This window comes from Lysinibacillus sp. NPDC092081, assembly GCF_044755845.1.
In the GTDB taxonomy this organism is placed as follows: domain Bacteria; phylum Bacillota; class Bacilli; order Bacillales_A; family Planococcaceae; genus Lysinibacillus.
Genome location: NZ_JBIVRU010000002.1, coordinates 311841 through 336367, shown reverse-complemented (window position 1 = coordinate 336367; position 24527 = coordinate 311841). Strand labels below are relative to the sequence as shown.

Below are 24527 nucleotides of genomic sequence, written 5' to 3'. Positions count from 1 at the left end.
TTGAATTCGCCTGTAACGAATTATGGGTTTTCATAACTGCGGATTTTTACTCACCCACACATACGATGGCACTGCCACCTATTACATTTCTGTAACATCTACGTATAGACCTGTACATTCAGAGATTCGTCAGTGCTTGTGCAGCACATTCTAACCATAGACATTTTATGGACTCCCGGCATATAGGACACACTATCCACCGCTGGACAGCTTTCGTGTAAGTTACTAATCTAACTTACTTACGGTATCTCTCTGCCGACTTCACCGAGCTTCATACTTTTCTACCTAACCTTAGTGAAAGCATGTCGGAGTATCAGAGTAGGCGTTTCAAGGCGTTACCCTCTCATTCCACCTATCAAGAAATCAGTTCTCCTAGGGAAATTAAGCGACTCCCTAGTGTCTAAGCTTTTCACTTAGAAACGTGTCGCACCACAATCATAATCGCCATATACTAGGATTTTCTCTCCGTTTTCAAGCGCTTGCTCAATACGTGCTACAGCTTCTGCCATACCATGCATTAAAAATGGATCATGGATATTTGCTTCTGTCATATTTAATAAGCTCTCTGCGTCAGCAGTTGTTTCGCAGCCTCGTGCTGCTAAAATTTTCGCTGCAATCGCAGAAAGTTGTAGGTCATTTTGTAATGTTTGGACAAGCTTAGCGTCTGGGCGCTCTACCTGCCATCTCTTTTTCGATAGAATCATCTTTTCACTTCCTTACGTAGGCTATTATACAGAAAATCTAGCCTATCCGCACTATCTGTCAGAATGATAGTTTTATCCAGTCAGCAGCAGGCAGGCACAAAATAAAAAGCCTACTCCATTAAAGAGTAGACTTCTCAAGCACACCTTTTGAAGCAGAAACTAATGCTTCAACCTTCTCTAAATTACCTTCATGCAATGCTGTCACGATCGCACTACCAACGATTACACCATCACTAAGTGCCCCCATGCTTACCACTTGCTCGGGCGTTGAAATTCCAAAGCCAGCTAGTACTGGTATTTGGCTTGCTTCACGTAAGCGAGCAAAATGAGCATTTAGATCATTAGCAAAGCTTGTGCGAGCCCCTGTGATTCCATTGACTGTCACAGCATAGACAAAACCTTGACTGGCGGCCGCGATACGTGCAATTCGCTCTGGTGGACTTGTTAACGAGACAAGCTGGACGATGTCGATACCATGAGGATTTAATGTATCATATAAGATGGCACTTTCCTCAAGTGGTACATCAGGAACGATTAATCCTTTAACGCCCCCTGCCTCACAAGCCTTCGCAAAAGCCTCTAACCCAAAAGCTAACACAGGATTAAAATAAGTCATAACAACTAACGGAACTTGAATTTCTTCTTTAAATGAAGCTAATGCTGCTAACACTTTACGTAATGTCACACCTTCTGTTAAAGCCCGTTCACCTGCTTGCTCTATCGTAGGTCCATCCGCTACAGGATCCGTGAATGGTATACCCACTTCAATTGCCGTTACACCCATTTGCTGTAGCTTTAGGATCGTTGGCTTCAAAGTTCCCAGACCCCCATCGCCGGCCATAATATATGGTATAAATGCTTTATTACCAGCGATTTTCGTTTGTTCAATTGCCTGCTGTAGTGTTGTCATGACATATCTCCTCCTAATGCTTTACGAACAGTATGAACATCTTTATCTCCTCGGCCGGATAAGCATACAACAATGATGTCATCTATAGACATTGTCTTCGCAAGTTTTGCTGTATAGGCGATGGCATGAGAGCTTTCTAGTGCAGGTAGTATACCTTCTGTTCTACACAGTAACTGCAAACCCTCAAGTGCTTCACTATCTGTAATCGAATCAAATTGAACACGCCCAATATCATGTAAATAACAATGCTCTGGGCCCTTCCCTGGATAATCTAGACCCGCTGAAATAGAATGTGCTTCTTGCACGAAACCATTTTCATCTTGTAATAAATACATGTATGCACCGTGTAAAACGCCTAGCTGTCCACCGGCAATTGCTGCTGCATGCTTTCCTGTCTCAATGCCACTACCTGCAGCCTCTACTCCGTATAGCGCTACAGCTTCATCGTCGACAAAAGGATGGAACATACCAATTGCATTACTACCTCCACCTATACAAGCAACGACTGCATCTGGTAAACGTCCTTCCTTAGCTAAAATCTGCTCTCTAGTTTCAACACCAATTACACGCTGGAAATCCCTTACGATTTTCGGGAATGGATGTGGTCCTAAAGCTGAGCCTAAAATATAATGAGTATCCTCAACATTTGTCACCCAGTAGCGAAGTGCTGCATTGACGGCATCTTTCAATGTTTTTGAACCTGTTTCTACAGATTCCACTTTTGTACCGAGTAACTCCATGCGAAACACATTCAACTGTTGGCGTTTTATGTCCTCTGCCCCCATAAATACAACACATTCAAGATTCAATAATGCACATGCAGTTGCCGTGGCCACTCCATGCTGCCCTGCACCTGTTTCCGCCACTATTTTCTTTTTACCCATTCGTTTTGCAAGAAGCGCTTGACCAATCGCATTATTAATCTTATGGGCTCCAGTGTGATTTAAATCTTCACGCTTTAAATAAACCTTCGCGCCACCTAGCTCCTTTGTTAAATTTTCTGCATAATACAACGGCGTCTCACGACCAACATATTGTTGTAAATAATATTCCAGTTCCTCAGTAAAAGTTTGATCATTCATTGCCTCATCATAGGCCGTTTCTAGTTCCAACAAAGCTGTCATTAATGTTTCCGGAACAAATTGTCCACCAAATTTTCCGTAACGCCCTTCCTTCGTAGGTACACTATTTGCAATTGAATTCGCCATTATGCTCTCCCCTTCTTTACTGCCTGTATAAATGCGGTTATTTTTGCTATGTCTTTTACACCGTCTGTCTCCACACCACTCGATACATCTACCATAAATGGCGACACAAGTGACACTGCTACTTCAATATTTTCAGCTTGCAAACCACCTGCTAAAATTAACTTTTCTCGCGGAATTCCTACCATCTCTAGAAGGGTCCAATCAAACGTGTGACCACTTCCTCCTTTAAAATCTATCCCTGGTGCATCAAATAAGTAATAGTCTACATCATAGTTAGCAGCAACCTGAACATCTTCAGCACCGCTTACGGCCAAAGCTTTAATGGCTGGATAGCCTTGCTGACGAATAAATTCCGGAGTTTCGTCTCCGTGGTATTGCACATAATCTAATGGCACGCTTTCTACCGCTGTTCGTAATTCCTCTGCGCTTGAATTGACAAAAACACCGATTTTTAAAACGCCCTCTGGCACATGTTTGGCTAGTTGCTGTGCCTGTTCAACCGACACTCGTCGTTTACTTGGCGCAAAGACAAAACCAATTGCATCCGCTCCAGCCTCTACTGCTGCCTGCACATGCTGTTGTTCCTTTAGTCCACAAATTTTCACCTTCGTCATACAGATGCCCCCACCTTATTGACCTGTAAACTTTTTAGCGCAGTACCTGCATCACCACTGCGCATTAATGACTCACCTACAAGAACGCCACTAGCTCCCATGGCTGCCACCGCTTTAGCGTCTTCTTGCGTCCAAATCCCACTTTCACTTATTAATACTTTCTCTTCTTCGAACGGAAAAGCTTCAGCAATTTCACGTGTCCGTTCTAAGCTCACCTCAAAGGTACGTAAATCACGGTTATTGACGCCAATTAATTTGACACCAACTGCAATAGCACGTTTAAGCTCCTCAAGATCATGCACCTCAACTAACACCTCTAGATTTAAGCCTGTTGCATAGCTATACAGGTCACGTAATGCCTCATCTGTTAACGCAGCTACAATTAGCAAAATGATAGATGCACCTGATGCCTTTGCAAATCGAATTTGCACACGATCGATCATAAAATCCTTACATAGAAGTGGCGTTTGAACAGCATTTGCAACTGCGGCTAAATCATCAAAGGAGCCTTTAAAAAACTGTTTATCTGTTAAAACAGAAATGGCCGCTGCCCCTGCTTCTGCATAAATTTTTGCTTGTGCCACTGGATCTGCCCCTTCTGCGATTAGCCCTTTTGAGGGGGAAGCACGCTTCATTTCAGAAATGACCTGTAATGTTTCAGCTTTTCTCAATCGTTCAAATAATGACGGACGCAGGTTTTCTGTAAAATTAGCTAACGGGTCGGGCTGTTCAAGTAAAGCACCAACTTCTAGCTTTTTTTGTTCGAGAATTTTATTTAAGATATTCATTGTCGGACCTCCACTTCTTTAATATGCTCACTATAAGCAACGACTGCCTCTAATTTCCGTTGTGCACGCCCGCTAAAAATACTATCCTTCGCCATTTCTACACCTTCTTTAACGGTTTCAGCAATTCCATAGCTGAACAACCCAATACCAGCATTCAATAAAACTGTGTCAAAATAAGCACTTTGTTCACCAGCTAATAATTTACGCATAATAGCAGCGTTGTCATCTGCATTACCTCCACGAATGGCCTCTAATGGAGCATAGCGAAGACCCGCTTCCTCTGCCGTTAATGAAAATGGAATTAAGTCACCCTTATCTACTAAGACAAAAGTATTTTGACCAGCTAATGAAGCCTCATCCAAACCTAGTGGCCCAGAAACGACCATTGCTCGTTCACGCCCGAGCATTTGTAAAACGGAAGCATACTCCATGACAAAATTAGGACGGTTAATGCCTGTAAATTGCGTCGATAAAGGCACTGGATTCGTAAGTGGACCGACAAGATTAAAAATAGTTGGCTTGCCTAGTACCCGACGCACCTCGCCAATCCGCTTTAATTTCGGATGGACATTTGGAGCATATAAAAAGGCTATTCCTTCTTTCGCTAACAGATCAACAGTTTGTTCAATGGAAATATTCGTATGAATACCGAGTGCTTCTAAAACATCTGAGCTTCCTGATGCCGAAGAAATTTTACGATTGCCGTGCTTCGCCATTTCGACACCTGCCCCTGCTAATACAAAGGCGCAAGTTGTACTTATATTAAATGTATTAAGACCATCCCCTCCAGTACCGCAATTATCCATGTAGACACCTGCTTTTGCTGGTACATCTAGTGCAAAGGAACGCATAATTGTAGCTAATGCCGCTACTTCATGTGCTGTTTCACCTTTGACAGATAAAGCCGTTAAAAAGCTTGCGATTTGTTCCTTCGGTGTGTCATCTTGGAACATCCATTTTGCTGCCTGTAGCATTTCCTCAAACATTAAATGCTCTCGTTGTTGTACTTTTTGATGAATACCTTCCATTAGTGTTGACCTCCTTCTTTTTCAAGTAGCTGTAAAAATTCCTGTTCGTCCTTTTCTACTTGTTTTAATACTTCTTTAACGTTTGTGTATTTGGTCACCGTTACAGTTGATTGCATATGCATCGTTTCATTTTCTATAACAATGGATTTTCCTGTTAAAGCAAAATCCAGATGACCATTAAAACCAATAAATCCAAGAGCTCCTCCAAATATCCCTGAAGTTTGACTAGATTTTTCTAAATAGTCTTTTTCCTGTTCCTTTGGAATACTTGTTGATGGAAAGGGTGGTAACGTCGTAGCTAATACATCAAGTGCATGAAGCATCGGTAATATTTGCCCTTCGACTCTCGATGTCATGTGTAATGCATGCTTTGAACGCTCAATTCTCATCGCCTCAATGACTTGAATGGAATCTCGGAAGCACACAGACTGTAACTCTTGTCGCACGGCAGAAACAAGTACAGCATGTGACTTCCTAATATTTGTGTTTTCATAGAGCTTTCGTTCATGTTCTAAGTCTTCACCTTTTGTAGAACCTCTAGGATATGTCCCCTCTGTTGGTGTCGCAATCACACGCTCACCTTTTACGCGAATTAGACTTTCAGGAGATGTTCCTAAAACAACATGATCCTCAAACTCTACATAATACATATACGGAGCAGGATGTTTTTTACGTAATTGACGATATAAAGCAAAAGCATCTCCTTGTATATTTGCTAAAAAACGCTTTGATAGGACGACTCTTGTCATATCTTCACCTAAAGTACCTTTGCTAGATGTAAGGGATGTTGCAAATTGTTCATTTGTAGTCGATTCAAAAGATTCATAGCTACAAGTTGTATCCTCATCCTCTCTACCATTTAAAAGCTGCTCTGCTAACTCTTCTAAATTTGGTTCTTTTTTTTCTGCATCAATATTTGTATGAATCAAAGTAACTTCATCTGTTACATGATCAAACACAATGACAGTCTCATACACGTGGAAATGCACATCTGGTAGCTGCACTTTATCCTGACCTGTCGATAATATCGTTGTTGCATCATGACTAACATAGCCAACAGCTCCTCCTGAAAACGGGAATTTTGTCGTATTGGAGATACGTGGCATTAATCTTTTCAGTAAAACAAACATATTGCCCTTATGTGTATATCTGTTTCCAGTCTTATATGAGTATTCCTGAATTTCATCTCCAAAGCCTTTATACGTTTTTCTCGGATTTGCACCGATAAAAGAAAAACGTCCTGCTCCCTCATGCTGTGCTGAACTCTCAAGTAAAAATTTAAAATTTCCTTGTAGGCGTCTAAAAATTAAAATCGGTGTTAAAGAATCAGCATTAATGGTTTTCATTTTTGTTCTTGAATTCGTCGATTGCATAATTACCAAGCTCCTTTTTAAATTTCTCCAGGTAAGACTCTTATAAAGGTTTAGTTGCTGAATCGGTTTTTGTTGAATAAAAAAGATCATCGTCAAAGCGTAGGGTTGATTTTTGTTCTGGCCGGGCGCTTTCCTGGGGGCGTCCAGCCTCTCACTCCAATCAACTTTTTTACGGTCAAGTATCGGCTACCTATTTTTGATAGTTTGATTGAAGCATTCATCCCCATGCAAAATAGAAGCAATAAAAAAAGTCCCCTGCAAAAAGGATTTTTCCTAATTGCAGAGGACGATCATGACCGCGTTGCCACCTCATATTAGAGCATATTTGCTCTCTCTTATGTGCACAGCCTTAGTTCTTCAATAAAACTTGACTAAGTCGAAGCACCCCCTATAACGTGGGGAATCCGTTCTCTATTATCAATTTCGCCTTGGCGTAATGAAGATAATTAGCGACTCTCATAAGTCCATTCACATAAGTTACAAATCAGTTCGCACCATCCACTGACTCTCTAAATTGCACACTTATGCTACTACTCTTATTCAACAATTTCTCAGCTATTCTCATCTAAACTCAGCTCATCTGTTCTAAGGCTGGCTTCGCTCCCGAAACCAACTACCTTGTACCGAACAAAAAAGTTAGCCTTATTTTATGCCAAACCACAAGAATTGTCAATCAATTCAGAGAAAAAGAAAAATGTTGAAGGAAGTTTTGAAATTATATCAAAAGGAAAAATGACCCTCTATATATACCAGGGAAAGGAAAACAAACTACCTACTTTTGAGTATTTATCAAGGATTGACCTTGTAAAAATATCAAGTTATAGTAAATTCAGAACATTTATTCTCTAATACATTAAAGAAAGCAGGAACGAATATGTCCGTTCGAAAAAAACTAAATATAGGCTTTATTTCACTCACTTGTTTACTTTTAATATCAAGTATTATTGCATTTTTTCAATTTAAGTCGGTTGAAGGAGATATAGTAGAGGTACTTGATCACAGAATCGTGCAAATGCAATTAACAGAGAAAATACAGCAAGAGCTTGCTTCACAAGGGCTCTTTTTACGTTCCTATATTCTAAATAGTAAGGATGAGACGACAAAATCAAATTTAGAGCGTTATGAAAAACAATTACCAGAAACGATTCAAGAGCTTTCAGGCATCGTTCGTTCCGATTACACAAAAAATATTATGAAGCAAGTAAACCAATTACAACAAGATTTACTTACAAGTTCTAATCAAGCAGTGCAAGCATTTAATAGTGGAAAAACAGATTTAGCTTTATCATACATAAATGGAGAAGTTACAAAAAGCAACAAAGAAATTTATACACTGACAAATGATTTATTAAATTATCATGATGAACAGCTGCAAAAGGTTAAAAACAGTGTTGTCCAAACAGTCGCACGAGCTATTATTATTTCTATTGTCTTACTTGTTTTAAGTGTACTTGTTGGTTTATATTTTATATATTTTGTAAAACACTACATCATTCAACCGCTTCGTAAAGTAATTGACGCAGCCGATACATTAGCACACGGTGACTTAACAATTGCTCAGCTTGAACATAACTCAAAAGATGAGATTGGTACACTTGCCACAGCAGTGAATGCATTAAAACAGAATTTATCTGTATTGCTTAAAAATGTTCAGGATAATGCTACACAATTATCTGCTGCTTCTGAAGAACTTTCCGCAAGCACTGTAGAAGTGACAACAACATCAAACGACATTTCACATCGAGTACAAGACACGTCAAACCATTTATCTTCATCTGCTAGCGCTTCTCAACAAAGTGCTCTAGCTATGGACGAGACAGCTGCTGGTGTACAACGAATTGCTGAGGCTACTCAAAATTTGCATCACAATGCTATAAATATGACTCAGCTTGCCAAAACCGGGGGGAAAACTATTTCAACTGCCAAAAAGCAGATGGATACAATTTCTGAATCAACTACACGAATTGCCGATTTAACACAAAAGCTAAGTAAGCAATCTGAAGAAATCGGGCAAATTACAAAAGTAATTACGGCTATTACTGAACAAACAAATTTACTGGCACTCAATGCTGCCATCGAAGCAGCACGAGCTGGTGAGCATGGTAAAGGCTTCGCGGTTGTAGCAGATGAAGTACGAAAGCTTGCTGAAGAATCTAATCAATCTGCTGGCCAAATTGTTGCCATCACAAATGAAATTCAAACGGATACAAGAAATGTAGCAGCTGCTGTGCATGAAGGATTAGCATCTGTCCAGGACGGTGTAGCAAAAATTCATGAGGCCGGTGATGCATTTGATTCCATTACAGAGTCTGTGCAAGCATTTACTGACCAAATTGAAGATATCTCAGCCACTTCTGAACAAATTTCAGCAAGTGCTGAAGAAGTCGCTGCCTCTGTAACAGAAATTGCAAATGGTGCGAGCGTTTCAGCAAGCAACTCACAAATCATTGCTGAAGCAGTAGAAGAGCAAGCTGCAACAATGCAGCAGGTGAATGAGGTAGCTGAGGAATTAAGCGACAACGCACAGCAACTCCAATCATTACTACTGCAATTTAAACTTTAACTTCTTTCAGCAATGTCTCCCACCGCTATAGTTAGTGAGATAAATACGGACTTAAGTTACTTTTCAGCGGGTGCCCATACATCCGCTGGAATAGAGGAACTCAGTCTAAGAACGCCACGTCCTGTGGCAACGACTGAGTGACCAACATCATGTTGGCCCAAAGCCTCCGGCGGATGTCGCGGAATCGGAAAGGAGTTCTTTGGGGATGTTAGCCTAAAACCATCGCATCCATGCGATAACGGCTAACTGACCTGCATCGGTAAAAACGCCACGTCCTGTGGCATTACCGAAATGACCAACGTCGTGTTGGCCCTCGGTAAAAACGCCACGTCCTGTGGCATTACCGAAATGACCGACATCGTGTCGGCCCTCGTGCAGGCCTAAGCACAAAGCCGATTCCGGACGCAATTATGCCGAGGCATAATTGATTAAACCAACAAAAAGAATCTGCTGCTTTCCAAAGAAAGCAAGCAGATTCTTTTTTTCATAAAAAAACAGGGAAAGAAATGTTTCCTTTCCCTGTTTTAAAGCTTATGTTAAACAGTAGGCTCGTCAGTACCCCATTGTTTTTTCTCTTTTTTGTGTATTTGACCATCTGATTTTTTCATTTCACGAATTTTAAGTGAATACCAGATTTGTGCAGCAATACAAATTGAAGAATACATACCTGTGATTAAACCAATTAATAACGCGATTGAGAAGTTTTGAATCGACGGTGCTCCTAAAATAAGAAGTGCCACTGTAACGATAATAACCGTTAACACTGTGTTAACAGATCGACCCATCGTTTGACGTAGTGATTTGTTAACGATATCCGCTAACACTTCACGGTCTTTAATCGTATCATATCGATTTAAGTTTTCTCGCATTCGGTCAAACGTAACGATTGTATCATTAATAGAATAACCGACAATCGTCAGTACAGCTGCTATAAACGTAATATCGACTTCTAAGCGCATAAAACTAAATACAGCAACAATTAAGAATATGTCATGTAGTAACGAGACAACTGCCCCAACACCCATGCGCCACTCGAAACGAACCGCTACATAGATAATGATACCGATAGCCGCAAGAGATAATGCTTTAATAGCATTTTTTACAAGCTCTTTACCGACAGTTGGTGACACTGTACTTACACCAGGTTCATGACCATATTTTTTGCCTGCTTCTTTTTTAAATTTTAAAATTTCTGCTTGCGATAGGTCATGTTTATAACGGATAACCGCAGAGTTACTCTTTTCACCTGTCATAACGATATCTTCAGATGGGAAGTCGATACTATCTACATATTTAGCTACTTCTTCTTTAGTTAAAGTTTGATCCGCTTCAATTTGCACACGAGTACCACTAGAGAAATCAATACCGAGGTTTAGACGGAAAATACCAAGAACCACTAAACCAGCTACTAGAATAGCTAATGAGAATGTATAGAATTTCTTACGGTTGTGTACAAAGTCAAAACGATCAAATTTCGTTGATAAATCTAATGTACCGATATTTTCATCTAAGCTATGCTGTTTAGATTTAGCAATACCAAACCACGCTGGATTGTTGATATAGCCACTGTTGACAAGTAAACCTAACAGTACACGAGAACCCCAAACAGCTGTTAAGAAGCTTAGTAAAATACTAATAATTAATGTCGTTGCAAATCCTTTAACAGAGCTTGTCCCCCAGTAGAATAATACAGCAGCTGCTAATAATGTAGTTAGCTGTGCATCGACAATTGCTGATAAAGACTGCTTCGAGCCAATCTGGAATGCTTGTTTAACCGTATAACCTACTCGTAGCTCTTCACGAATACGCTCGGCTGCTAAAATATTCGCATCAACGGCCATCCCTATACCGAGCACGATAGCTGCGATACCTGGAAGTGTTAATACTGCATTAATCCAGTCGAATACTACTAGTACTAGGAAAGTGAAAATAGCCAGTGTAATGATGGAAATCAAACCAGGTAAACGATAGTAGAATAGCATAAATAAGAATATTAATACTACGCCCACAACACCTGCGAAAATTGTACTTTTCAGTGCTTGGTCACCAAATTGTGCACCAACTGAAGTAGAATAAATTTCATTAAGCTTTACAGGAAGTGCCCCAGCATCTAAAATACCCGCTAGATTTTTTGTTTCTTCAACTGTGAAATTCCCGCTAATCATTACATCTGTTGTATTTAATGTTTGATTAACTGTTGCTGCAGATGCATAGCGAGGCTTCGCTTTTTGTGATTCAGCTTTATATGAATCAACACCATCTTCAAAGTCTAACCATACAACGAGTAAATTTTGACCTGCTGGTTTAGCGGCAATTTTACTAGTTATATCAGCAAATTTTTTCGCATCTTTTAATGTTAGTGAAACAATTGGACGATTTTGCTGGTCAAAGGAACCTTTAGCGCCACCTGGCTTCAAGTCATTACCATCCAGCAATAAATTGTCCTCGACATCACGGAATGTTAAATTTGCAGAAGTAGACAATAATTTACGTGCTGATTCTTGGTCTTCGACACCCGCTAATTGCACACGAATGCGGTTTTTGTCCTCAACCTGAATGCTCGGTTCACTTACCCCGATAGCATTTACACGTTCACCAAGAGCTGTTGCTGTTGCCGTCAAAACATCCGGTGTAATTTTGTCTCCCTTGTGTAATTCTTTCACCTCATAAAGAACCTCAAACCCGCCCTGTAAGTCAAGGCCTAGCTTAATGTCCTTTAAGACGCCGCCTACAGTCGTACCGATGGTTGCTGTAAAAATAACCATTAATAGTACGAATGCAACTATACGACTTTTTAGTTTCATTTATAAATCCTCCTCGAAATGGTGTAAGGCAAGTCCTTACACTACAAACAAGTATAATAGCAAGTCCTTTTGAAACGTTTATTCCTCCTTTTCTTGTAGAATAATGTTGCCTGTGCTTCAAAAAGGTTGCTCTACTTATTTCAATCGTTCATAACGCGCAAATTTATCCCTGTATTTGAAATAGGTGTATTCCTCCAAATTTAGAAAAGAATGATTAGGAGGTTTTTGAATAAATATACTTATACAAATAAAAAAAGCGCAACACACTCATTATGAAACACGTTGCGCTTGGTGTCAATTCAACACTTTTAGTATTCTTTTATTATTTGACAAATTTCACACATTCTTCTTAAGTTTTAACCGGACCAAGTAGCATTTTTAACTCTTCCGTATTCAATTCTGTAAACCAATCATTATTTTGTAAAAATTCTACTTGATTAAATGATACGATATCGGATGGTGATACTGCAAAAATAGTTGCGATAACTTCGTGTAAACGTATTTGATCAATATTTTTTTTTCGCCATTTTTTCTCTACACAATAGCGCCATAGTTCTTCTGCTGTAATCGCATCGTATTGATAATGTTTAAACTCTTCTATCTTACTATCGATTGCAGGACGAATTTTTTCAAATAGTTGCTCATACTGCATACTCATTTTGAATCCTCTCCAATCAAAGTTGTATCGTAAGACATGTTTGCATACAAATAGTGTAAATGAATTTTTGTGGCTTGAGAAGGGACGGATGGCATGAGTTCTTTTGTACGGGGTACACTATTTTTAATGTTTGTGATTTTTTTATCTAAACTCTTTGGCTTCTTTTATAGAATGCAATTTATGCGTATCGCTGGTGAAGAGGCAGTCGGCATTTATATGACCGTCTATCCGGCGTTTATTTTCTTCATCTCACTCATTCAACTTGGACTACCTATCGCTGTGGCAAAAATTGTAGCAGAGTTACTAGCAAAAAACAAACGCGAAGGCATCTATGGTGTTATGCGTACGGCTATTCTTTGGTCATTTATTGGCATGATCATCTTTATGCCGATTGTTGCACTTACAATACCATATATTTCGACTACGCTTTTACATAATGAACAAACAACATTTACGCTTTGGATTGCACTCTTTGCTGTACCAGTGTCAGTTGGTTCTGGATTATTGCGCGCTTATTTACAGGGTATTGCGAAAATTACACCAACAGCTTGGTCTCAAATGATTGAACAAATTATCCGCATTAGCTTCATCACATTTACGCTACCTTTTGTGGCTGCCTATGATAATGCTGCCGTTACTGCAGCCTCTGCTATGGGTATTACGCTTCTAGCTGAAGTCGTTGCTTTCTTGTATTTGTGGATGCATTATATTGTTTCAAAGAAAAAATTATTGACACAAAAAAACAAAATCGAGGCTTATCCTGCCTCTCCGATGTTACGGATTGCCCTTCCTTCTGCAGGAAGCAAGCTGTTTGGATCTTTTACTTGGTTTTTAGAGCCTATCATTTTTTTAAAGGCTTTAACAATGGCAGGATTGACAGCCTCCGCAGCAACAATTTTATATGGGGTAATTTCGGGTGTACTAGTCCCCCTATTATTATTCCCGGCATTTGTGTCTGCAGCACTTTCGATCGTTCTTATACCGGCTGTTAGTGATGCCGTTGCACGCCAGCATATTCCGCTCCTACAGGAACGCATTTCTGTATCATTGCGACTTTCATCATTAGTGGGCTGTGTTGCTGCTACGTACTTTTTCGTTCATGGAGACGACTTAGCTGTGAAGCTCTTTCACTTACAAGAAAATCGTGGTTATGTGAAAATATTAGCGCCTATTTTTTATTTTTATTATATACAAAGTCCTTTGCACTCAATATTACAAGCAATCGGCGAGGCTCGCGCAGCAATGATGAACTCCATTTTCGGTGGTCTTGGTAAACTCTTTGTCATGTTCGTGCTGGCTTCTCAGCCTGGTATACAGGAAAAAGGTGCCGTTGTAGCAATTGGCTTTGGCGTTTTATTAACTTCATTTTTGCATATTGCAACAGTAAGACAGCGCAAAAATTTGCGTGCTGGATTTAGAATGTTCGTTGTTCCATATAGCTGCTTTATTGCTGTTTGTGTTACTCAGTATTTCTTGATGCAAATGATGCCACTGCCTTTTATTTTAAGTAGTTGTGTAACCTTGTTTTTACTATTTACTTTCTTACTATTTTCCAATCAGTTGCGCATAACTGATTTGCGCTACCTTCGTAAACTGGCCAAGAAAGTTTAAGATTCTTTCAGCTGGATATGAAGGTGATCTTCCTCCCAAACACAAAAAAATACCGTGTTACTATCCGTAATATTATTTTTAGCAAGCTCTGCCATTAACCAATCAGTATCTTTATGCAAGACCTTTAAATGCCTATCCTGAATATCACCGTCGATAATCAGTGGGTAAACAAATGCCTTTTCATCTTTTTCGTATACGGACAAATTGCCAGAGGGCTCTAGATAGGCATAAGCAATATCTGTAACGGAAGCATTACCGTTTTCGCGTAATTGTTGACACAAATCATCTAAATTATAGCGTTGCTTGCGCATTTCACTTTCTAAAATGACCCCATCTCTTATAAGTAATACTGGATCGCCATCAACTAGGTCACGAAATTTTTTATTTTTGAGTGAAAGATATGCAGTTATTATTTGAATGAAAAACAATATGATGATTGGTAAAATTACATTAAATAAAGGACTTTCGAAATCATCCAGTGCAAACGCAGCAACCTCAGCCATTAAAATGGATACAACTAAATCTATTACAGATAATTCGCCGACCTCACGTTTACCCATTAAACGAAAAATTATTAGGATAAACACATATAAAAAGCATGTTCTAAAAATAATCGTTAAATATTCTTCCATGCAGTCACCCCCATATAATAAGGTGACCGTGTACGTTACTTTTTATACAAAAAAAAGCCTTGTCAAAAATGAATTCCTGCATTTTGACAAAGCTATTTATATGGTGTAAGGCGTTGTCCACTAATGTTGGACAACGCCTTTAAGACCAAATACTAGTTATTAACAATACGTCCGATTGCCTGACGATCAAATTTCACGCGCATATTGTCTGCGATTTTTAATGTCACAGTTGTGTCCTCAATTGAGTCAACCTCACCATGTAAGCCACCGATTGTAATAACTTTATCTCCACGTTGCAAATTACTCTGCATACTTTGTGTTTCCTGCTGTCTCTTTTTAGCAGGGCGGATTAAAATAAACCACATTGCAACGAACATTAATAATATTGGTGCAAATTGTAGTAATGATGATGTATTCATAATTCTTCTTGCCCCCTTTCAATTCTCACTTTTTTAGTATAGACTATTCCACCCTAAAAAAGCGATGGACAAGCCCAAAATTTTTCTATATTACTAATATTTCTTCTATGATAGACAATAATTTGCTAGAAATATTCATAAATCACATAAATTCACATGATCTTTTTACTAAAAATTAGAAGTTCTTCGCATTTGGTCCATTAAAGCCGTATTTCTCGAAAAATTCTTCTCGGAAATCACCAAGACGATCTTCACGGATTGCCTCACGCACTTGCTCCATTAGTTTCAATAAGAAGTGTAAGTTATGGTAAGTCGTTAAACGGATGCCAAATGTTTCTTCCGTACGAATTAGATGGCGGATATAGGCGCGTGAATAGTTTTTACATGTATAACAATCACAGTTCGGATCAATTGGACCGAAATCACGTGCATATTTTGCATTTTTAACAACTAAACGACCTTCAGATGTCATTAATGTGCCGTTACGGGCAATACGTGTTGGTAATACACAGTCAAACATATCAATACCACGAATAGCACCATCGATTAATGAGTCAGGTGACCCGACACCCATTAAATAACGTGGTTTATTAGTTGGCATTAATGGTGTTGTAAACTCTAATACTCGGTTCATAACGTCCTTAGGCTCACCAACAGATAGCCCTCCTATTGCATAACCTGGGAAATCTAGCTCTACTAATGCTTCTGCAGAACGACGGCGTAAATCCTCGTATTCTCCCCCTTGAATAATACCAAATAAACCTTGATCTTCTGGACGATTATGTGCCTCTTTACAACGTTTAGCCCAACGTGTTGTACGGTCTACTGATTGCAGCATATAGTCATATGTCGCAGGGTAAGGTGGACATTCATCAAAAGCCATCATAATATCCGAGCCTAAATCATTTTGAATTTCCATCGCCTTTTCTGGACTTAAAAACAATTTGTCCCCATTCAAATGATTGCGGAAATGAACCCCTTCTTCTTCGATTTTACGGAATTGACTGAGTGAAAACACTTGGAAACCACCTGAGTCTGTTAAAATCGGGCGATCCCAGTTCATAAATTTATGCAAGCCCCCTGCTTCCTTCACAATATCATTACCTGGTCGGAGCCATAAATGATACGTATTTGACAGAATAATACCTGCATTCATTTCTTTTAATTCCTCAGGTGACATTGTTTTAACAGTTGCTTGTGTACCAACAGGCATAAATGCTGGCGTTTCAAAAGAGCCATGCGGCGTATGCACGATGCCAAGGCGTGCTCCTGTTTGCTTACAAGTATGAAGTAACTCATAACGAATTGCTGGTTGTGTCATATTATAAAAAATTCCTCTCTTATCTAAAGTAAAAACAGTACTCCGATTTTTTCTTTATTCTCCTTTTGGACGAATAAACATAGCATCACCAAAGCTAAAGAAGCGATATTTTTCTTCTACAGCTTGTTGATAAGCACTTAAAATTGTATCTCTTGTCGCAAGTGTACTAACAAGCATTACAAGGGTCGATTTTGGTAAATGGAAGTTTGTGATTAAACCATCCACAACCATAAATTCATATCCCGGATAAATGAAAATAGACGTCCAACCTTGTTCTGCTCGCACTTCACCTTCATATTTAGAGCCGATAGTTTCTAATGTACGTGTAGAGGTTGTACCAACTGCAATCACTTTTCCACCGTTACTCTTTACTCGGTTTATGATAGATGCGGCTTCTTCCGTTACACTATAAAATTCGGAATGCATTGCGTGATTTTCAATTGAATCTACACTTACAGGACGGAAAGTTCCAAGTCCCACATGTAACGTGATAAATACAACTTCGACCCCTTTTGCTTTTACTTGCTCTAGTAATTCTTCTGTAAAATGCAGGCCTGCAGTTGGTGCTGCAGCTGAGCCACGCTCTTTTGCATAAACGGTTTGGTAACGATCCTTGTCCTCTAATTTTTCACGGATATATGGAGGTAGTGGCATCTCACCAAGTCGCTCTAAAATTTCATAAAAAATCCCATTATATTTAAACTCAAATGTACGTCCACCATGATCAAGCTCTCCTGTACAAGTAGCTGTCAGTAAGCCATCTCCAAATGTTACAACTGTGCCGACTTTTACACGTTTAGCTGGTTTAACAAGTGTTTCCCATTCATCCGTACCTGCCATTTGCTTTAATAGCAGTACCTCTATATGAGCACCAGTTTCCTCTTTAACGCCCATTAAACGCGCTGGTAAGACCCTTGTATCATTTAACACAAGGCAGTCTCCAGCTTGTAGCTCATCTAAAATATGAGCAAAATGATGATGCTCAACATTTTGCGAGCCTGGCGTCACTACCATTAAACGACTAGCTGTACGGTCCAAAAGTGGTGTTTGTGCAATAAGCTCTTCTGGCAATTCAAAATCAAAATCTTCTACACGCATGAAAATACTTCCTTCTTCTAGGTTTGTTGGGGATATTCATATCCAAAATGTTCGTAGGCTAAATGTGTTGCCACACGTCCGCGTGGCGTCCGTTGTATAAAGCCAATTTGCATCAAATATGGCTCGTACACATCCTCTATCGTTACGCGTTCCTCGCCAATAGATGCTGCCAACGTATCTAAGCCTACAGGGCCACCACGGAAGCGCTCAATCATATTGGTCACAAGTTTATGGTCAATATGGTCAAGCCCTCTAGGATCGACTTGTAATAGCTCAAGCCCTTGCTTAGCAAGTCCCTCCGTTATCATACCATCTCCAAGCACCTGTGCATAATCTCGCACTCGTTTAAGCAAACGGTTAGCGATACGGGGTGTACCACGCGAGCGTGTCGCCATTTCAAGAGCTGCTACTTGCTCAATATCAACATTAAATAAATGCGCACTACGTACGACAATTTCTGCAAGTGAAGTATGATCATAATACTCCAATCTTAATAATACGCCAAAGCGATCCCTTAATGGTGCAGATAATGCGCCTGCCCTTGTTGTTGCACCAACGAGTGTAAATGGCGGTAAATCAAGTCGTACAGAACGCGCTTCAGGGCCTTTACCAACGACAATATCTAAACAAAAATCCTCCATAGCAGGATAAAGAACCTCTTCTATTGCACGAGGTAGGCGATGTATTTCATCGATAAATAGCACATCCCCTGGCTCCAGTGAGCTTAAAATAGCTGCTAAATCTCCAGGACGTTCGATCGCAGGGCCACTAGTCATGCGCACATTGACATTCATTTCATTAGCAATGACAGCAGCTAAGGTAGTTTTACCAAGTCCAGGCGGTCCATATAACAGCACATGATCTAAACTTTCCTGACGAAGCTTTGCCGCTTCAATGAAAATTTGTAAATTTTCCTTTACCTTATGTTGACCAATGTATTGTGCTAACCTTTGTGGTCGTAAAGATAATTCAAACTGTTCATCATAGTTACCTGCCTCACTAGCCATCATACGTTCAGACATGTACTTCCCCCCCTTTCACTATTTTAACTTTAATAGCAATTGTAAAGCTTGTTTCATAAATGCATCTGTTGTTTCAAGCTTGTCGTTATCTTCGAGCTGTGGACGTATTTTTTCTAGTTCTTTTTCAGAATAACCAAGTGCCATTAAGGCAAGAATAGCTTCTTCAAGCTCATGTTTATATGGATTCACACCAAATAACGGTAGCTCATCTTCTGTACTTGGTAGCTCAATAGTCTCTAACAATCCGCCAAGTTTACCTTTTAAATCTAGAATCATTTGACGTGCCGTTTTCTTACCCACGCCAGGAAACTTTACTAAAAACGATTCATCCTCTCGTTCAATAGCACTGATAACCTGTTGCGGATTCCCAGTAGCTAAAATAGCAAGCGCACCCTTCGGTCCAATCCCTGACACTAAAATAAGTTTACGAAACAGTTCTCGTTGGTCTAAATTTGGAAAGCCATATAACACTTGTGCATCCTCACGTACATGCAAGTGTACAAATATTTGCTGTTCAAGTGCAGATGTCCTGAACGCAAATGGATTAGGTGTATTCAGCTGCCAGCCCATCCCTTGTTGTTCAAGAACGATATACTCAGGAGTTATACGCTTTATTTGTCCTTTTAAATAATCATACATTCTATAATCCCTCACAATCATCGTCTTCGATTATAGCATATTGCGAACGAATGCTCGACTATAAGAAATAACACAGTAGCCGTTCACATACAAAAATGACCGCCGAAAGACGGTCATTTTTTTATCATTTTATCAATATCGTACCACAGTTTCGGCCAATATGTGAGAGCTCGTTTTGTAAATGGCACTAAATAATCTAAAAATACAAGCTGTTGATCTAATGGTAAATCTACTGCAAAAAGCCATTCACGTAATAGCTCATTCGGATATTTTAAACGATGTAGCTTTCTTTTATCTAATCGTTTCATCTCTGGTAGCTCTGCAAATATTTTACCAAGGTCATAATCTACAGCTGGCAATACACGATGTAACCATAAAATATATTCATCATCCGCTTCTCCAAGGTGAGCCAGATCAAAATCAATTAAACGTAATTTCCCATCTGAGCACCATAAAAAATTATGATGTACGACATCTCCATGTAAAAGCGTTATTTCTTTTTCAGGTACATCTTCCTGAGCGATTAGCTGTAACGATTTCTCACTATAATGTACAATTTGATCGATTTCTTCTTTTGTTAAAAATGAACGAAATTCATTCCGTCTGCTTTTAAAACGCATATGACGCATTTGCCATTTTAAAAGCTGTGAATAGGTGTGCAAGCCTGGCACCCGCTGCCAAGCAATTTTTTTATGTGTATCATGTAACGTATTTAATAAGTTGAGAGATTCTTTCCGATCCTTTTTATGTGCAAAATTAGCACTATGACTTCCTTCTTGCCAATCTTGCACGATTAAATACTCATCATCACTTTTCATTAAAGGTAAGATCAGCGAGGGTTCCAGATGTCCAAGCTGTCGATGAATAACCCTCACCTTTTCAGCTATTTCTATCTGCTTTGCTCGTTTCACAAAATAATTATTGGATTGATATTTATACTTCCAAATATTCGACTTTACTTCTTCAATGATATACGCTTTTTTACCATCGATAAGGCGTCATCCCGCCTGGGGAAAAGTGCGGTGACATCCATGGTCCTACCGAAGAATGTGGCATATGGCAATGTGATGGACATGGCATTGGGCATGGTGGTGGACATGGCGGTGGACAGAAACATGGGTCCATTTGCCAAGTCGGCATCATGACTGGTTGTGCATGACAACCACATGGCTGTTCCATTTCCGGCATCATTTCCGGCATCGGCTGAAATTCAGGCTTCATAGGGAAGAATGGAGATGTACTAGATTCTAAGAACTCCTCCGCCCCAGCAACTTTTTCGCATGGCATTTCACATGATGTTGGTTGCTCCGGCATAGTATATGCCTCAACTTGTGGCTCCATCTGCATCGGCATCTGCATCGGCATTGGCCACCACATATGATGATGCACTGGTTGATGGCAGCTTGCACAATGTGGTACTGGCATTTGTGGTGCTGGCATTTGTGGCATGATAAAAATCGGTTGCGGCATTGGCATTGGTGCTGGCGCCGGTTGGGCTACAGGCTGTGGTTGTGGTTGAATTTGAATTGGCGATACAGTTTGTTCTACACTTGGCATGACAACGTTTTGATTCCAGCTAAGCTCAACAGGCGCTGGCTGAGGCATCGGCATTGGCATCGGATAAGGAATTGGAATCATCTGTGGTTCTGGCATTGGTGGTGGTGGTACAATAATTGGTGGTGGCATTGGTCTTTGAACCTCTTTTTCTTTAACGTGCCTTGTAGGTGACTCCTTGTGCATATGTTCTTTGTGCATGTGTTCCTTATGCCCCTCTTTATGTGATTCCCTATGTCCTTCTCTATGCATTCCCCAATCTGATTCTCGATGTTGTTCTCTATGTGGTTCTTTGTTTATTTTTTCAGGTAGGATAATTTCCATGCCCGGTACAATATAATCTGGATTAGCAAGATGGGCATTCAGCCGCTTTAAATCTTCAAAAGAAACTCCGTACTCTTTCGCAATCTTCCACAACGTGTCTCCCTTTTGGACAATATGAATACGCAATTTTTTCCTCCCTTCCTCTCTTCGTATCATATGTTCAATGTTTCATTTGGATACAAAAATTTCATGCATGTTGGAAATGCTTCATGGTACACTAGTTTTTAAGGAAAACTGCTTCCTTTATTACAGGCAGAGGTGATCTCTTATGAAAAAAATGTTAGGCGAAGAACGCCGACTGCAACTTCTAGCACAACTAAAAAATAGCACAGCACCTATAACAGGGACGGACCTAGCTAAATTCGCTAATGTTTCTAGACAAGTCATTGTCAATGATATGACATTATTAAAGGCTAGAAATGAACCTATTATTGCAACTAGCCAAGGATATCTTTATATGCATCAGGAACAATTACATCAAACTGTTGAACGTACAATTCCTTGCTTCCACGCTGCAGAGGATGCAGAAGATGAACTTATAACAATAGTTGATTGCGGTGGTACAGTAAAAAATGTTATTGTTGAACACCCAATTTATGGAGAAATTACCGCATCCATTATGGTTTCTAACCGTCATGAGGTAAAAACATTTATTCAGCGCGTCAATGAAACTCAGGCAAGTTATTTATCCGAACTAACAGGAGGTACACATCTTCATGTTATTTCTGCTCCTTCCGTGGAAATTTTAGATTTAATTGAACGTACTTTACAAAAAAAGAACTATTTAGTTGTAGATCAATAATTTAACTTCTGCTGAAAGAAGTTAAAAATCCTTTTAAATATTTTCAAGTCACAATCATACGCAAACTTTTAGGGCATTTTTAAATGATTTGCTATAAAATTATGATTAAATTTTTATAGTTTATTTCCGTTGTTCTTTATTTATTTGGTTATTCTTGTGAATTACTGTTGCAGTTCCCTCTAAAAAAAAGCTATCCACTTAAATTGGATAGCTTTAGAGTTAGAGAAATCTTTTTAGTTGTGAAGGTGTTGGCAATAAGCACATTTCTTTTCGCCCGAAAAGTCGATATCTATTTTTAGCAAATAATCGATACATTTTATTTCGTATAGATGGAGGAATCATAATGAAAATATAATAAACAGGCCAAACACTATCTAATCTCCTACAGATTTTAAGTGCTGCTGTGGATTCAAAATATACCTTTCCATGCTCAATTAACATGACGCTATCTATATTTTCTGGTACCTCGTACTGTGCAAGTAATGCCTGCCCTGCATCACTTTGAATAGCAGCAAATTGAAAATATGCTGCCTGATCATATTTGATAATAAATTGCACACTACTATCACAAAAATTGCACACTCCGTCAAACAAAATAATGCCACCCATAATGATTCCTCCTAGCCAAGGCGAAATTGATTACTCGTCCGATGTTAGATAAGTAAAGTATGTACCAAGTGACTTCACCTTGCAACCAAGCGCAGCTAGTTCTTCCATAGCCCCACGCATCATAGGCTCCTTTTCATCTGCCAATACATCAATCATAAAGAAATAGTCACCTAAGCCCGTTTTTAATGGTCTTGATTCTATCTTACTTAAGTTCAACTGTCGCCATGCAAATACTGATAATACTTGATGTAATGCCCCTGAACGGTCCGTTGGCAATGTAATCATGAAAGTTGTCTTCGCCTGTCCATCTGATAATTCTTGCGGTAATCGTATATTTTGCTTAGATAATACGAAGAAACGTGTATGATTAAAATGGAAATCATGAATATTAGGTTGAACGATTTCTAAGCCATATTTATCTGCTGCCGCTGCATTTCCAACTGCCGCAATGCACTCATTTGGATTTTCGGAAACAAATTTTGCCGCCGCTGCTGTTGATGTCGTTTGATGTAAAGGAACATGGCTGAAACGATAAAATAAGTATTTATGACATTGGGCTAGTGCATGCGGATGTGAATAAACACCTGTAATCGCCTCCCAATTGTCCTTCTGCGCTTTATTGACCATTAAATGTTGCTGTATCTTTAACTGAAGCTCACCTGTAACATATAAGGTCGCCTCATGGAATAAATAATCGAGCGTTAACGATACAGAGCCTTCTAAAGCATTTTCCAGTGGCACAACTGCTAAATCTACCTTCCCCTTTGCTACTGCCTCAATACATTCTGGAATGGTAGTACAAGGGACAAGCCACTCATTCGGAAAGGTTGCCTTTGTTGCTAAGTATGTAAATGATGCCTCCGGTCCTAAATATCCAATTCGTTTTTCCCATTGTTGCTCTGTCATTACATTTACCTCCTTCACTACAACTTGTAGCTTTTGATTTTATATTAAAATGGCTCAATCACCATAGCGTGGGGTTGATTTCCGTTCCGACTGCGCGCTTTCCTGGGGGCGTCCAGTCGGAACGGAAATCAACTTATATACATGACATACGTCCTAACAAATGTTATCCTCGACTTTTGATAATGAGCCTCTTAAATTTTACTAATGTAAAAATTCGGAATTTTTAATTCCTAAAAATCGCTTTATATTACTAAATCAAATGTTAGGTTGAGGCAGAATGTGAAGCTTTCCTATCTGCTCTGGCAATTGCCTTTCCTCTTAAATTGTATTATAGAATTTTTGTGATAGTCTTTCTTTTTTGTTATAGAATAAGGAGCTGTCCCATGAAGCGATCATTTCATCACATGGGACTGCTCCTTTTGAGCTTATTTACATTCTGTCAAAAATTCAAGCTTGCTTTCAGTCATTACAATGCACCAGAACTAATTACTTCCGCTGACTCTACAAAATCTAAACGTTTGAGTTGCTGTATTAAATCATCAAGGTCGCATGTCATACTAGTTACATCTAATGACAATGTAACATTAGCACGTCCTTGAATCGGTATTGTTTGATGGATAGTCAGTACATTGCAATGCGTAATTGTCACTGTTTCTAAAAGCTTTGCAAGTGTTCCTTTACGGTCCTGAAGCTGTAAAAAGACTGTTAAAATGCGTTCCTGCACAATTGAATGAAAAGGAAATACAGCATCACGATATTTGTAAAACGCACTACGCGATAAATCCACCTGCTTTACCGCATCCCAAATGGAAGATACCGAACCACTTGAAAGTAAGTGTTTCGCCTCCAAAGTTTTTTGCATAGCATCCGTTAAAACATCTTCACGAACTAAATAATATCGCTGATTCGCAACATTCTTCATACGCTTCCCCCTAAAACC

At 39.4% G+C, this 24527-nt stretch carries 24 protein-coding genes and 1 other annotated feature; of the genes, 3 read left to right on the top strand and 21 right to left on the bottom strand.

Annotation, left to right across the window (positions count from 1 at the left end; all coding sequences use genetic code 11):
- Positions 1–413 precede the first annotated feature (413 nt).
- The 7 genes from ACIQLB_RS06405 to ACIQLB_RS06375 all read right to left on the bottom strand — a co-directional run bounded on the left by ACIQLB_RS06405 (position 414) and on the right by ACIQLB_RS06375 (position 6625).
- A complete protein-coding gene (locus ACIQLB_RS06405) occupies positions 414–704 on the bottom strand; it encodes a single-stranded DNA-binding protein (protein WP_400722551.1) in 291 nt (96 codons plus the stop codon).
- A gap of 118 nt (positions 705–822) precedes the next feature.
- On the bottom strand, positions 823–1614 hold the full coding sequence (gene trpA, locus ACIQLB_RS06400) for a tryptophan synthase subunit alpha (RefSeq protein ID WP_400722548.1): 792 nt from the start codon (positions 1612–1614) through the stop codon (positions 823–825).
- Positions 1611–2822, bottom strand: coding sequence for a tryptophan synthase subunit beta (trpB, locus tag ACIQLB_RS06395; RefSeq protein WP_400722545.1), 1212 nt, complete (start codon positions 2820–2822; stop codon positions 1611–1613). Before trpB ends, trpA begins: the two co-directional genes overlap by 4 nt.
- Positions 2822–3436, bottom strand: coding sequence for a phosphoribosylanthranilate isomerase (locus ACIQLB_RS06390; RefSeq protein WP_400722542.1), 615 nt, complete (start codon positions 3434–3436; stop codon positions 2822–2824). The genes trpB and ACIQLB_RS06390 overlap by 1 nt, the downstream gene beginning before the upstream one ends.
- Complete coding sequence (trpC, locus tag ACIQLB_RS06385) at positions 3433–4224, bottom strand: indole-3-glycerol phosphate synthase TrpC (RefSeq protein WP_400722539.1); 792 nt, start codon at positions 4222–4224, stop codon at positions 3433–3435. Before trpC ends, ACIQLB_RS06390 begins: the two co-directional genes overlap by 4 nt.
- A complete protein-coding gene (gene trpD / locus ACIQLB_RS06380) occupies positions 4221–5252 on the bottom strand; it encodes an anthranilate phosphoribosyltransferase (protein WP_400722536.1) in 1032 nt (343 codons plus the stop codon). Before trpD ends, trpC begins: the two co-directional genes overlap by 4 nt.
- On the bottom strand, positions 5252–6625 hold the full coding sequence (locus ACIQLB_RS06375) for a chorismate-binding protein (protein WP_400722533.1): 1374 nt from the start codon (positions 6623–6625) through the stop codon (positions 5252–5254). The genes trpD and ACIQLB_RS06375 overlap by 1 nt, the downstream gene beginning before the upstream one ends.
- 279 nt (positions 6626–6904) lie before the next feature.
- Positions 6905–7178, bottom strand: a binding site (T-box leader).
- A gap of 321 nt (positions 7179–7499) precedes the next feature.
- Between ACIQLB_RS06375 and ACIQLB_RS06370 the strand changes: the two genes are divergently transcribed.
- Positions 7500–9188: a methyl-accepting chemotaxis protein gene (locus ACIQLB_RS06370; protein ID WP_400722531.1), complete on the top strand. Its 1689-nt coding sequence runs from the start codon at positions 7500–7502 to the stop codon at positions 9186–9188.
- A 213-nt stretch (positions 9189–9401) separates the two neighbouring features.
- On the opposite strand, the gene ACIQLB_RS06365 is transcribed toward ACIQLB_RS06370, so the two are convergent.
- From ACIQLB_RS06365 to ACIQLB_RS06355, 3 genes are all read right to left on the bottom strand, one after another.
- Positions 9402–9578: a hypothetical protein gene (locus ACIQLB_RS06365; RefSeq protein WP_400722481.1), complete on the bottom strand. Its 177-nt coding sequence runs from the start codon at positions 9576–9578 to the stop codon at positions 9402–9404.
- 146 nt (positions 9579–9724) lie between these two features.
- Positions 9725–11992 carry a protein translocase subunit SecDF gene (secDF, locus tag ACIQLB_RS06360; protein WP_400722528.1) on the bottom strand — a complete coding sequence of 756 codons (2268 nt, stop codon included), beginning with the start codon at positions 11990–11992 and terminating at the stop codon, positions 9725–9727.
- Between the two features lie 349 nt (positions 11993–12341).
- Complete coding sequence (locus ACIQLB_RS06355; protein ID WP_400722525.1) at positions 12342–12650, bottom strand: post-transcriptional regulator; 309 nt, start codon at positions 12648–12650, stop codon at positions 12342–12344.
- A 93-nt stretch (positions 12651–12743) separates the two neighbouring features.
- Between ACIQLB_RS06355 and ACIQLB_RS06350 the strand changes: the two genes are divergently transcribed.
- Positions 12744–14261 (top strand): putative polysaccharide biosynthesis protein, encoded by a 1518-nt coding sequence (locus tag ACIQLB_RS06350; protein WP_400722522.1) that lies wholly within the window; start codon positions 12744–12746, stop codon positions 14259–14261.
- On the opposite strand, the gene ACIQLB_RS06345 is transcribed toward ACIQLB_RS06350, so the two are convergent.
- The 8 genes from ACIQLB_RS06345 to ACIQLB_RS06310 form a co-directional block, all read right to left on the bottom strand.
- Positions 14258–14893 (bottom strand): DUF421 domain-containing protein, encoded by a 636-nt coding sequence (locus ACIQLB_RS06345; RefSeq protein ID WP_400722519.1) that lies wholly within the window; start codon positions 14891–14893, stop codon positions 14258–14260. The genes ACIQLB_RS06350 and ACIQLB_RS06345 overlap by 4 nt on opposite strands.
- Before the next feature lie 152 nt (positions 14894–15045).
- On the bottom strand, positions 15046–15312 hold the full coding sequence (gene yajC / locus ACIQLB_RS06340; RefSeq protein WP_400722516.1) for a preprotein translocase subunit YajC: 267 nt from the start codon (positions 15310–15312) through the stop codon (positions 15046–15048).
- Positions 15313–15487: 175 nt separating this feature from the next.
- Positions 15488–16633, bottom strand: a complete 1146-nt coding sequence (tgt, locus tag ACIQLB_RS06335; RefSeq protein ID WP_400722513.1) for a tRNA guanosine(34) transglycosylase Tgt — start codon at positions 16631–16633, stop codon at positions 15488–15490.
- 54 nt (positions 16634–16687) lie between these two features.
- Positions 16688–17731 (bottom strand): tRNA preQ1(34) S-adenosylmethionine ribosyltransferase-isomerase QueA, encoded by a 1044-nt coding sequence (gene queA, locus ACIQLB_RS06330; RefSeq protein WP_400722510.1) that lies wholly within the window; start codon positions 17729–17731, stop codon positions 16688–16690.
- Between the two features lie 17 nt (positions 17732–17748).
- Positions 17749–18753: a Holliday junction branch migration DNA helicase RuvB gene (ruvB, locus tag ACIQLB_RS06325; protein WP_400722508.1), complete on the bottom strand. Its 1005-nt coding sequence runs from the start codon at positions 18751–18753 to the stop codon at positions 17749–17751.
- 18 nt (positions 18754–18771) lie between these two features.
- On the bottom strand, positions 18772–19392 hold the full coding sequence (ruvA, locus tag ACIQLB_RS06320; protein WP_400722505.1) for a Holliday junction branch migration protein RuvA: 621 nt from the start codon (positions 19390–19392) through the stop codon (positions 18772–18774).
- A gap of 113 nt (positions 19393–19505) precedes the next feature.
- The gene (locus tag ACIQLB_RS06315) at positions 19506–20303 is read right to left on the bottom strand and encodes a phosphotransferase (protein ID WP_400722502.1); all 798 of its coding nucleotides are present in this window, start codon (positions 20301–20303) and stop codon (positions 19506–19508) included.
- Between the two features lie 70 nt (positions 20304–20373).
- A complete protein-coding gene (locus ACIQLB_RS06310; RefSeq protein ID WP_400722500.1) occupies positions 20374–21396 on the bottom strand; it encodes a LysM peptidoglycan-binding domain-containing protein in 1023 nt (340 codons plus the stop codon).
- Positions 21397–21538: 142 nt separating this feature from the next.
- Here ACIQLB_RS06310 and ACIQLB_RS06305 point away from each other — a divergent pair, with 142 nt between their 5' ends.
- Complete coding sequence (locus ACIQLB_RS06305; protein ID WP_400722497.1) at positions 21539–22072, top strand: transcription repressor NadR; 534 nt, start codon at positions 21539–21541, stop codon at positions 22070–22072.
- 219 nt (positions 22073–22291) lie between these two features.
- Here the strand turns inward: ACIQLB_RS06305 and ACIQLB_RS06300 are convergent, their stop codons facing one another.
- The 3 genes from ACIQLB_RS06300 to ACIQLB_RS06290 all read right to left on the bottom strand — a co-directional run bounded on the left by ACIQLB_RS06300 (position 22292) and on the right by ACIQLB_RS06290 (position 24509).
- The gene (locus ACIQLB_RS06300) at positions 22292–22681 is read right to left on the bottom strand and encodes a thiol-disulfide oxidoreductase DCC family protein (RefSeq protein WP_400722494.1); all 390 of its coding nucleotides are present in this window, start codon (positions 22679–22681) and stop codon (positions 22292–22294) included.
- 30 nt (positions 22682–22711) lie between these two features.
- Positions 22712–23587, bottom strand: coding sequence for a prephenate dehydratase (gene pheA, locus ACIQLB_RS06295; RefSeq protein ID WP_400722491.1), 876 nt, complete (start codon positions 23585–23587; stop codon positions 22712–22714).
- A 466-nt stretch (positions 23588–24053) separates the two neighbouring features.
- Complete coding sequence (locus tag ACIQLB_RS06290) at positions 24054–24509, bottom strand: ACT domain-containing protein (RefSeq protein WP_004226679.1); 456 nt, start codon at positions 24507–24509, stop codon at positions 24054–24056.
- Positions 24510–24527: the final 18 nt, after the last annotated feature.

What these genes read in the sequence shown, in the direction of transcription:
- ACIQLB_RS06305 (WP_400722497.1), top strand. Translation starts at nt 21,539, where the DNA reads ATGAAAAAAATGTTAGGCGAAGAACGCCGACTGCAACTTCTAGCACAA.
- ACIQLB_RS06350 (WP_400722522.1), top strand. Translation starts at nt 12,744, where the DNA reads ATGAGTTCTTTTGTACGGGGTACACTATTTTTAATGTTTGTGATTTTT.
- yajC (WP_400722516.1), bottom strand. Translation starts at nt 15,312, where the DNA reads ATGAATACATCATCATTACTACAATTTGCACCAATATTATTAATGTTC.
- queA (WP_400722510.1), bottom strand. Translation starts at nt 17,731, where the DNA reads ATGCGTGTAGAAGATTTTGATTTTGAATTGCCAGAAGAGCTTATTGCA.
- trpD (WP_400722536.1), bottom strand. Translation starts at nt 5,252, where the DNA reads ATGGAAGGTATTCATCAAAAAGTACAACAACGAGAGCATTTAATGTTT.
- ACIQLB_RS06290 (WP_004226679.1), bottom strand. Translation starts at nt 24,509, where the DNA reads ATGAAGAATGTTGCGAATCAGCGATATTATTTAGTTCGTGAAGATGTT.
- ACIQLB_RS06405 (WP_400722551.1), bottom strand. Translation starts at nt 704, where the DNA reads ATGATTCTATCGAAAAAGAGATGGCAGGTAGAGCGCCCAGACGCTAAG.
- trpC (WP_400722539.1), bottom strand. Translation starts at nt 4,224, where the DNA reads ATGAATATCTTAAATAAAATTCTCGAACAAAAAAAGCTAGAAGTTGGT.
- ACIQLB_RS06345 (WP_400722519.1), bottom strand. Translation starts at nt 14,893, where the DNA reads ATGGAAGAATATTTAACGATTATTTTTAGAACATGCTTTTTATATGTG.
- tgt (WP_400722513.1), bottom strand. Translation starts at nt 16,633, where the DNA reads ATGACACAACCAGCAATTCGTTATGAGTTACTTCATACTTGTAAGCAA.
- ACIQLB_RS06355 (WP_400722525.1), bottom strand. Translation starts at nt 12,650, where the DNA reads ATGAGTATGCAGTATGAGCAACTATTTGAAAAAATTCGTCCTGCAATC.
- ACIQLB_RS06300 (WP_400722494.1), bottom strand. Translation starts at nt 22,681, where the DNA reads ATGGGTGGCATTATTTTGTTTGACGGAGTGTGCAATTTTTGTGATAGT.
- ruvB (WP_400722508.1), bottom strand. Translation starts at nt 18,753, where the DNA reads ATGTCTGAACGTATGATGGCTAGTGAGGCAGGTAACTATGATGAACAG.
- secDF (WP_400722528.1), bottom strand. Translation starts at nt 11,992, where the DNA reads ATGAAACTAAAAAGTCGTATAGTTGCATTCGTACTATTAATGGTTATT.
- trpA (WP_400722548.1), bottom strand. Translation starts at nt 1,614, where the DNA reads ATGACAACACTACAGCAGGCAATTGAACAAACGAAAATCGCTGGTAAT.
- ruvA (WP_400722505.1), bottom strand. Translation starts at nt 19,392, where the DNA reads ATGTATGATTATTTAAAAGGACAAATAAAGCGTATAACTCCTGAGTAT.
- ACIQLB_RS06390 (WP_400722542.1), bottom strand. Translation starts at nt 3,436, where the DNA reads ATGACGAAGGTGAAAATTTGTGGACTAAAGGAACAACAGCATGTGCAG.
- ACIQLB_RS06375 (WP_400722533.1), bottom strand. Translation starts at nt 6,625, where the DNA reads ATGCAATCGACGAATTCAAGAACAAAAATGAAAACCATTAATGCTGAT.
- trpB (WP_400722545.1), bottom strand. Translation starts at nt 2,822, where the DNA reads ATGGCGAATTCAATTGCAAATAGTGTACCTACGAAGGAAGGGCGTTAC.
- pheA (WP_400722491.1), bottom strand. Translation starts at nt 23,587, where the DNA reads ATGACAGAGCAACAATGGGAAAAACGAATTGGATATTTAGGACCGGAG.
- ACIQLB_RS06370 (WP_400722531.1), top strand. Translation starts at nt 7,500, where the DNA reads ATGTCCGTTCGAAAAAAACTAAATATAGGCTTTATTTCACTCACTTGT.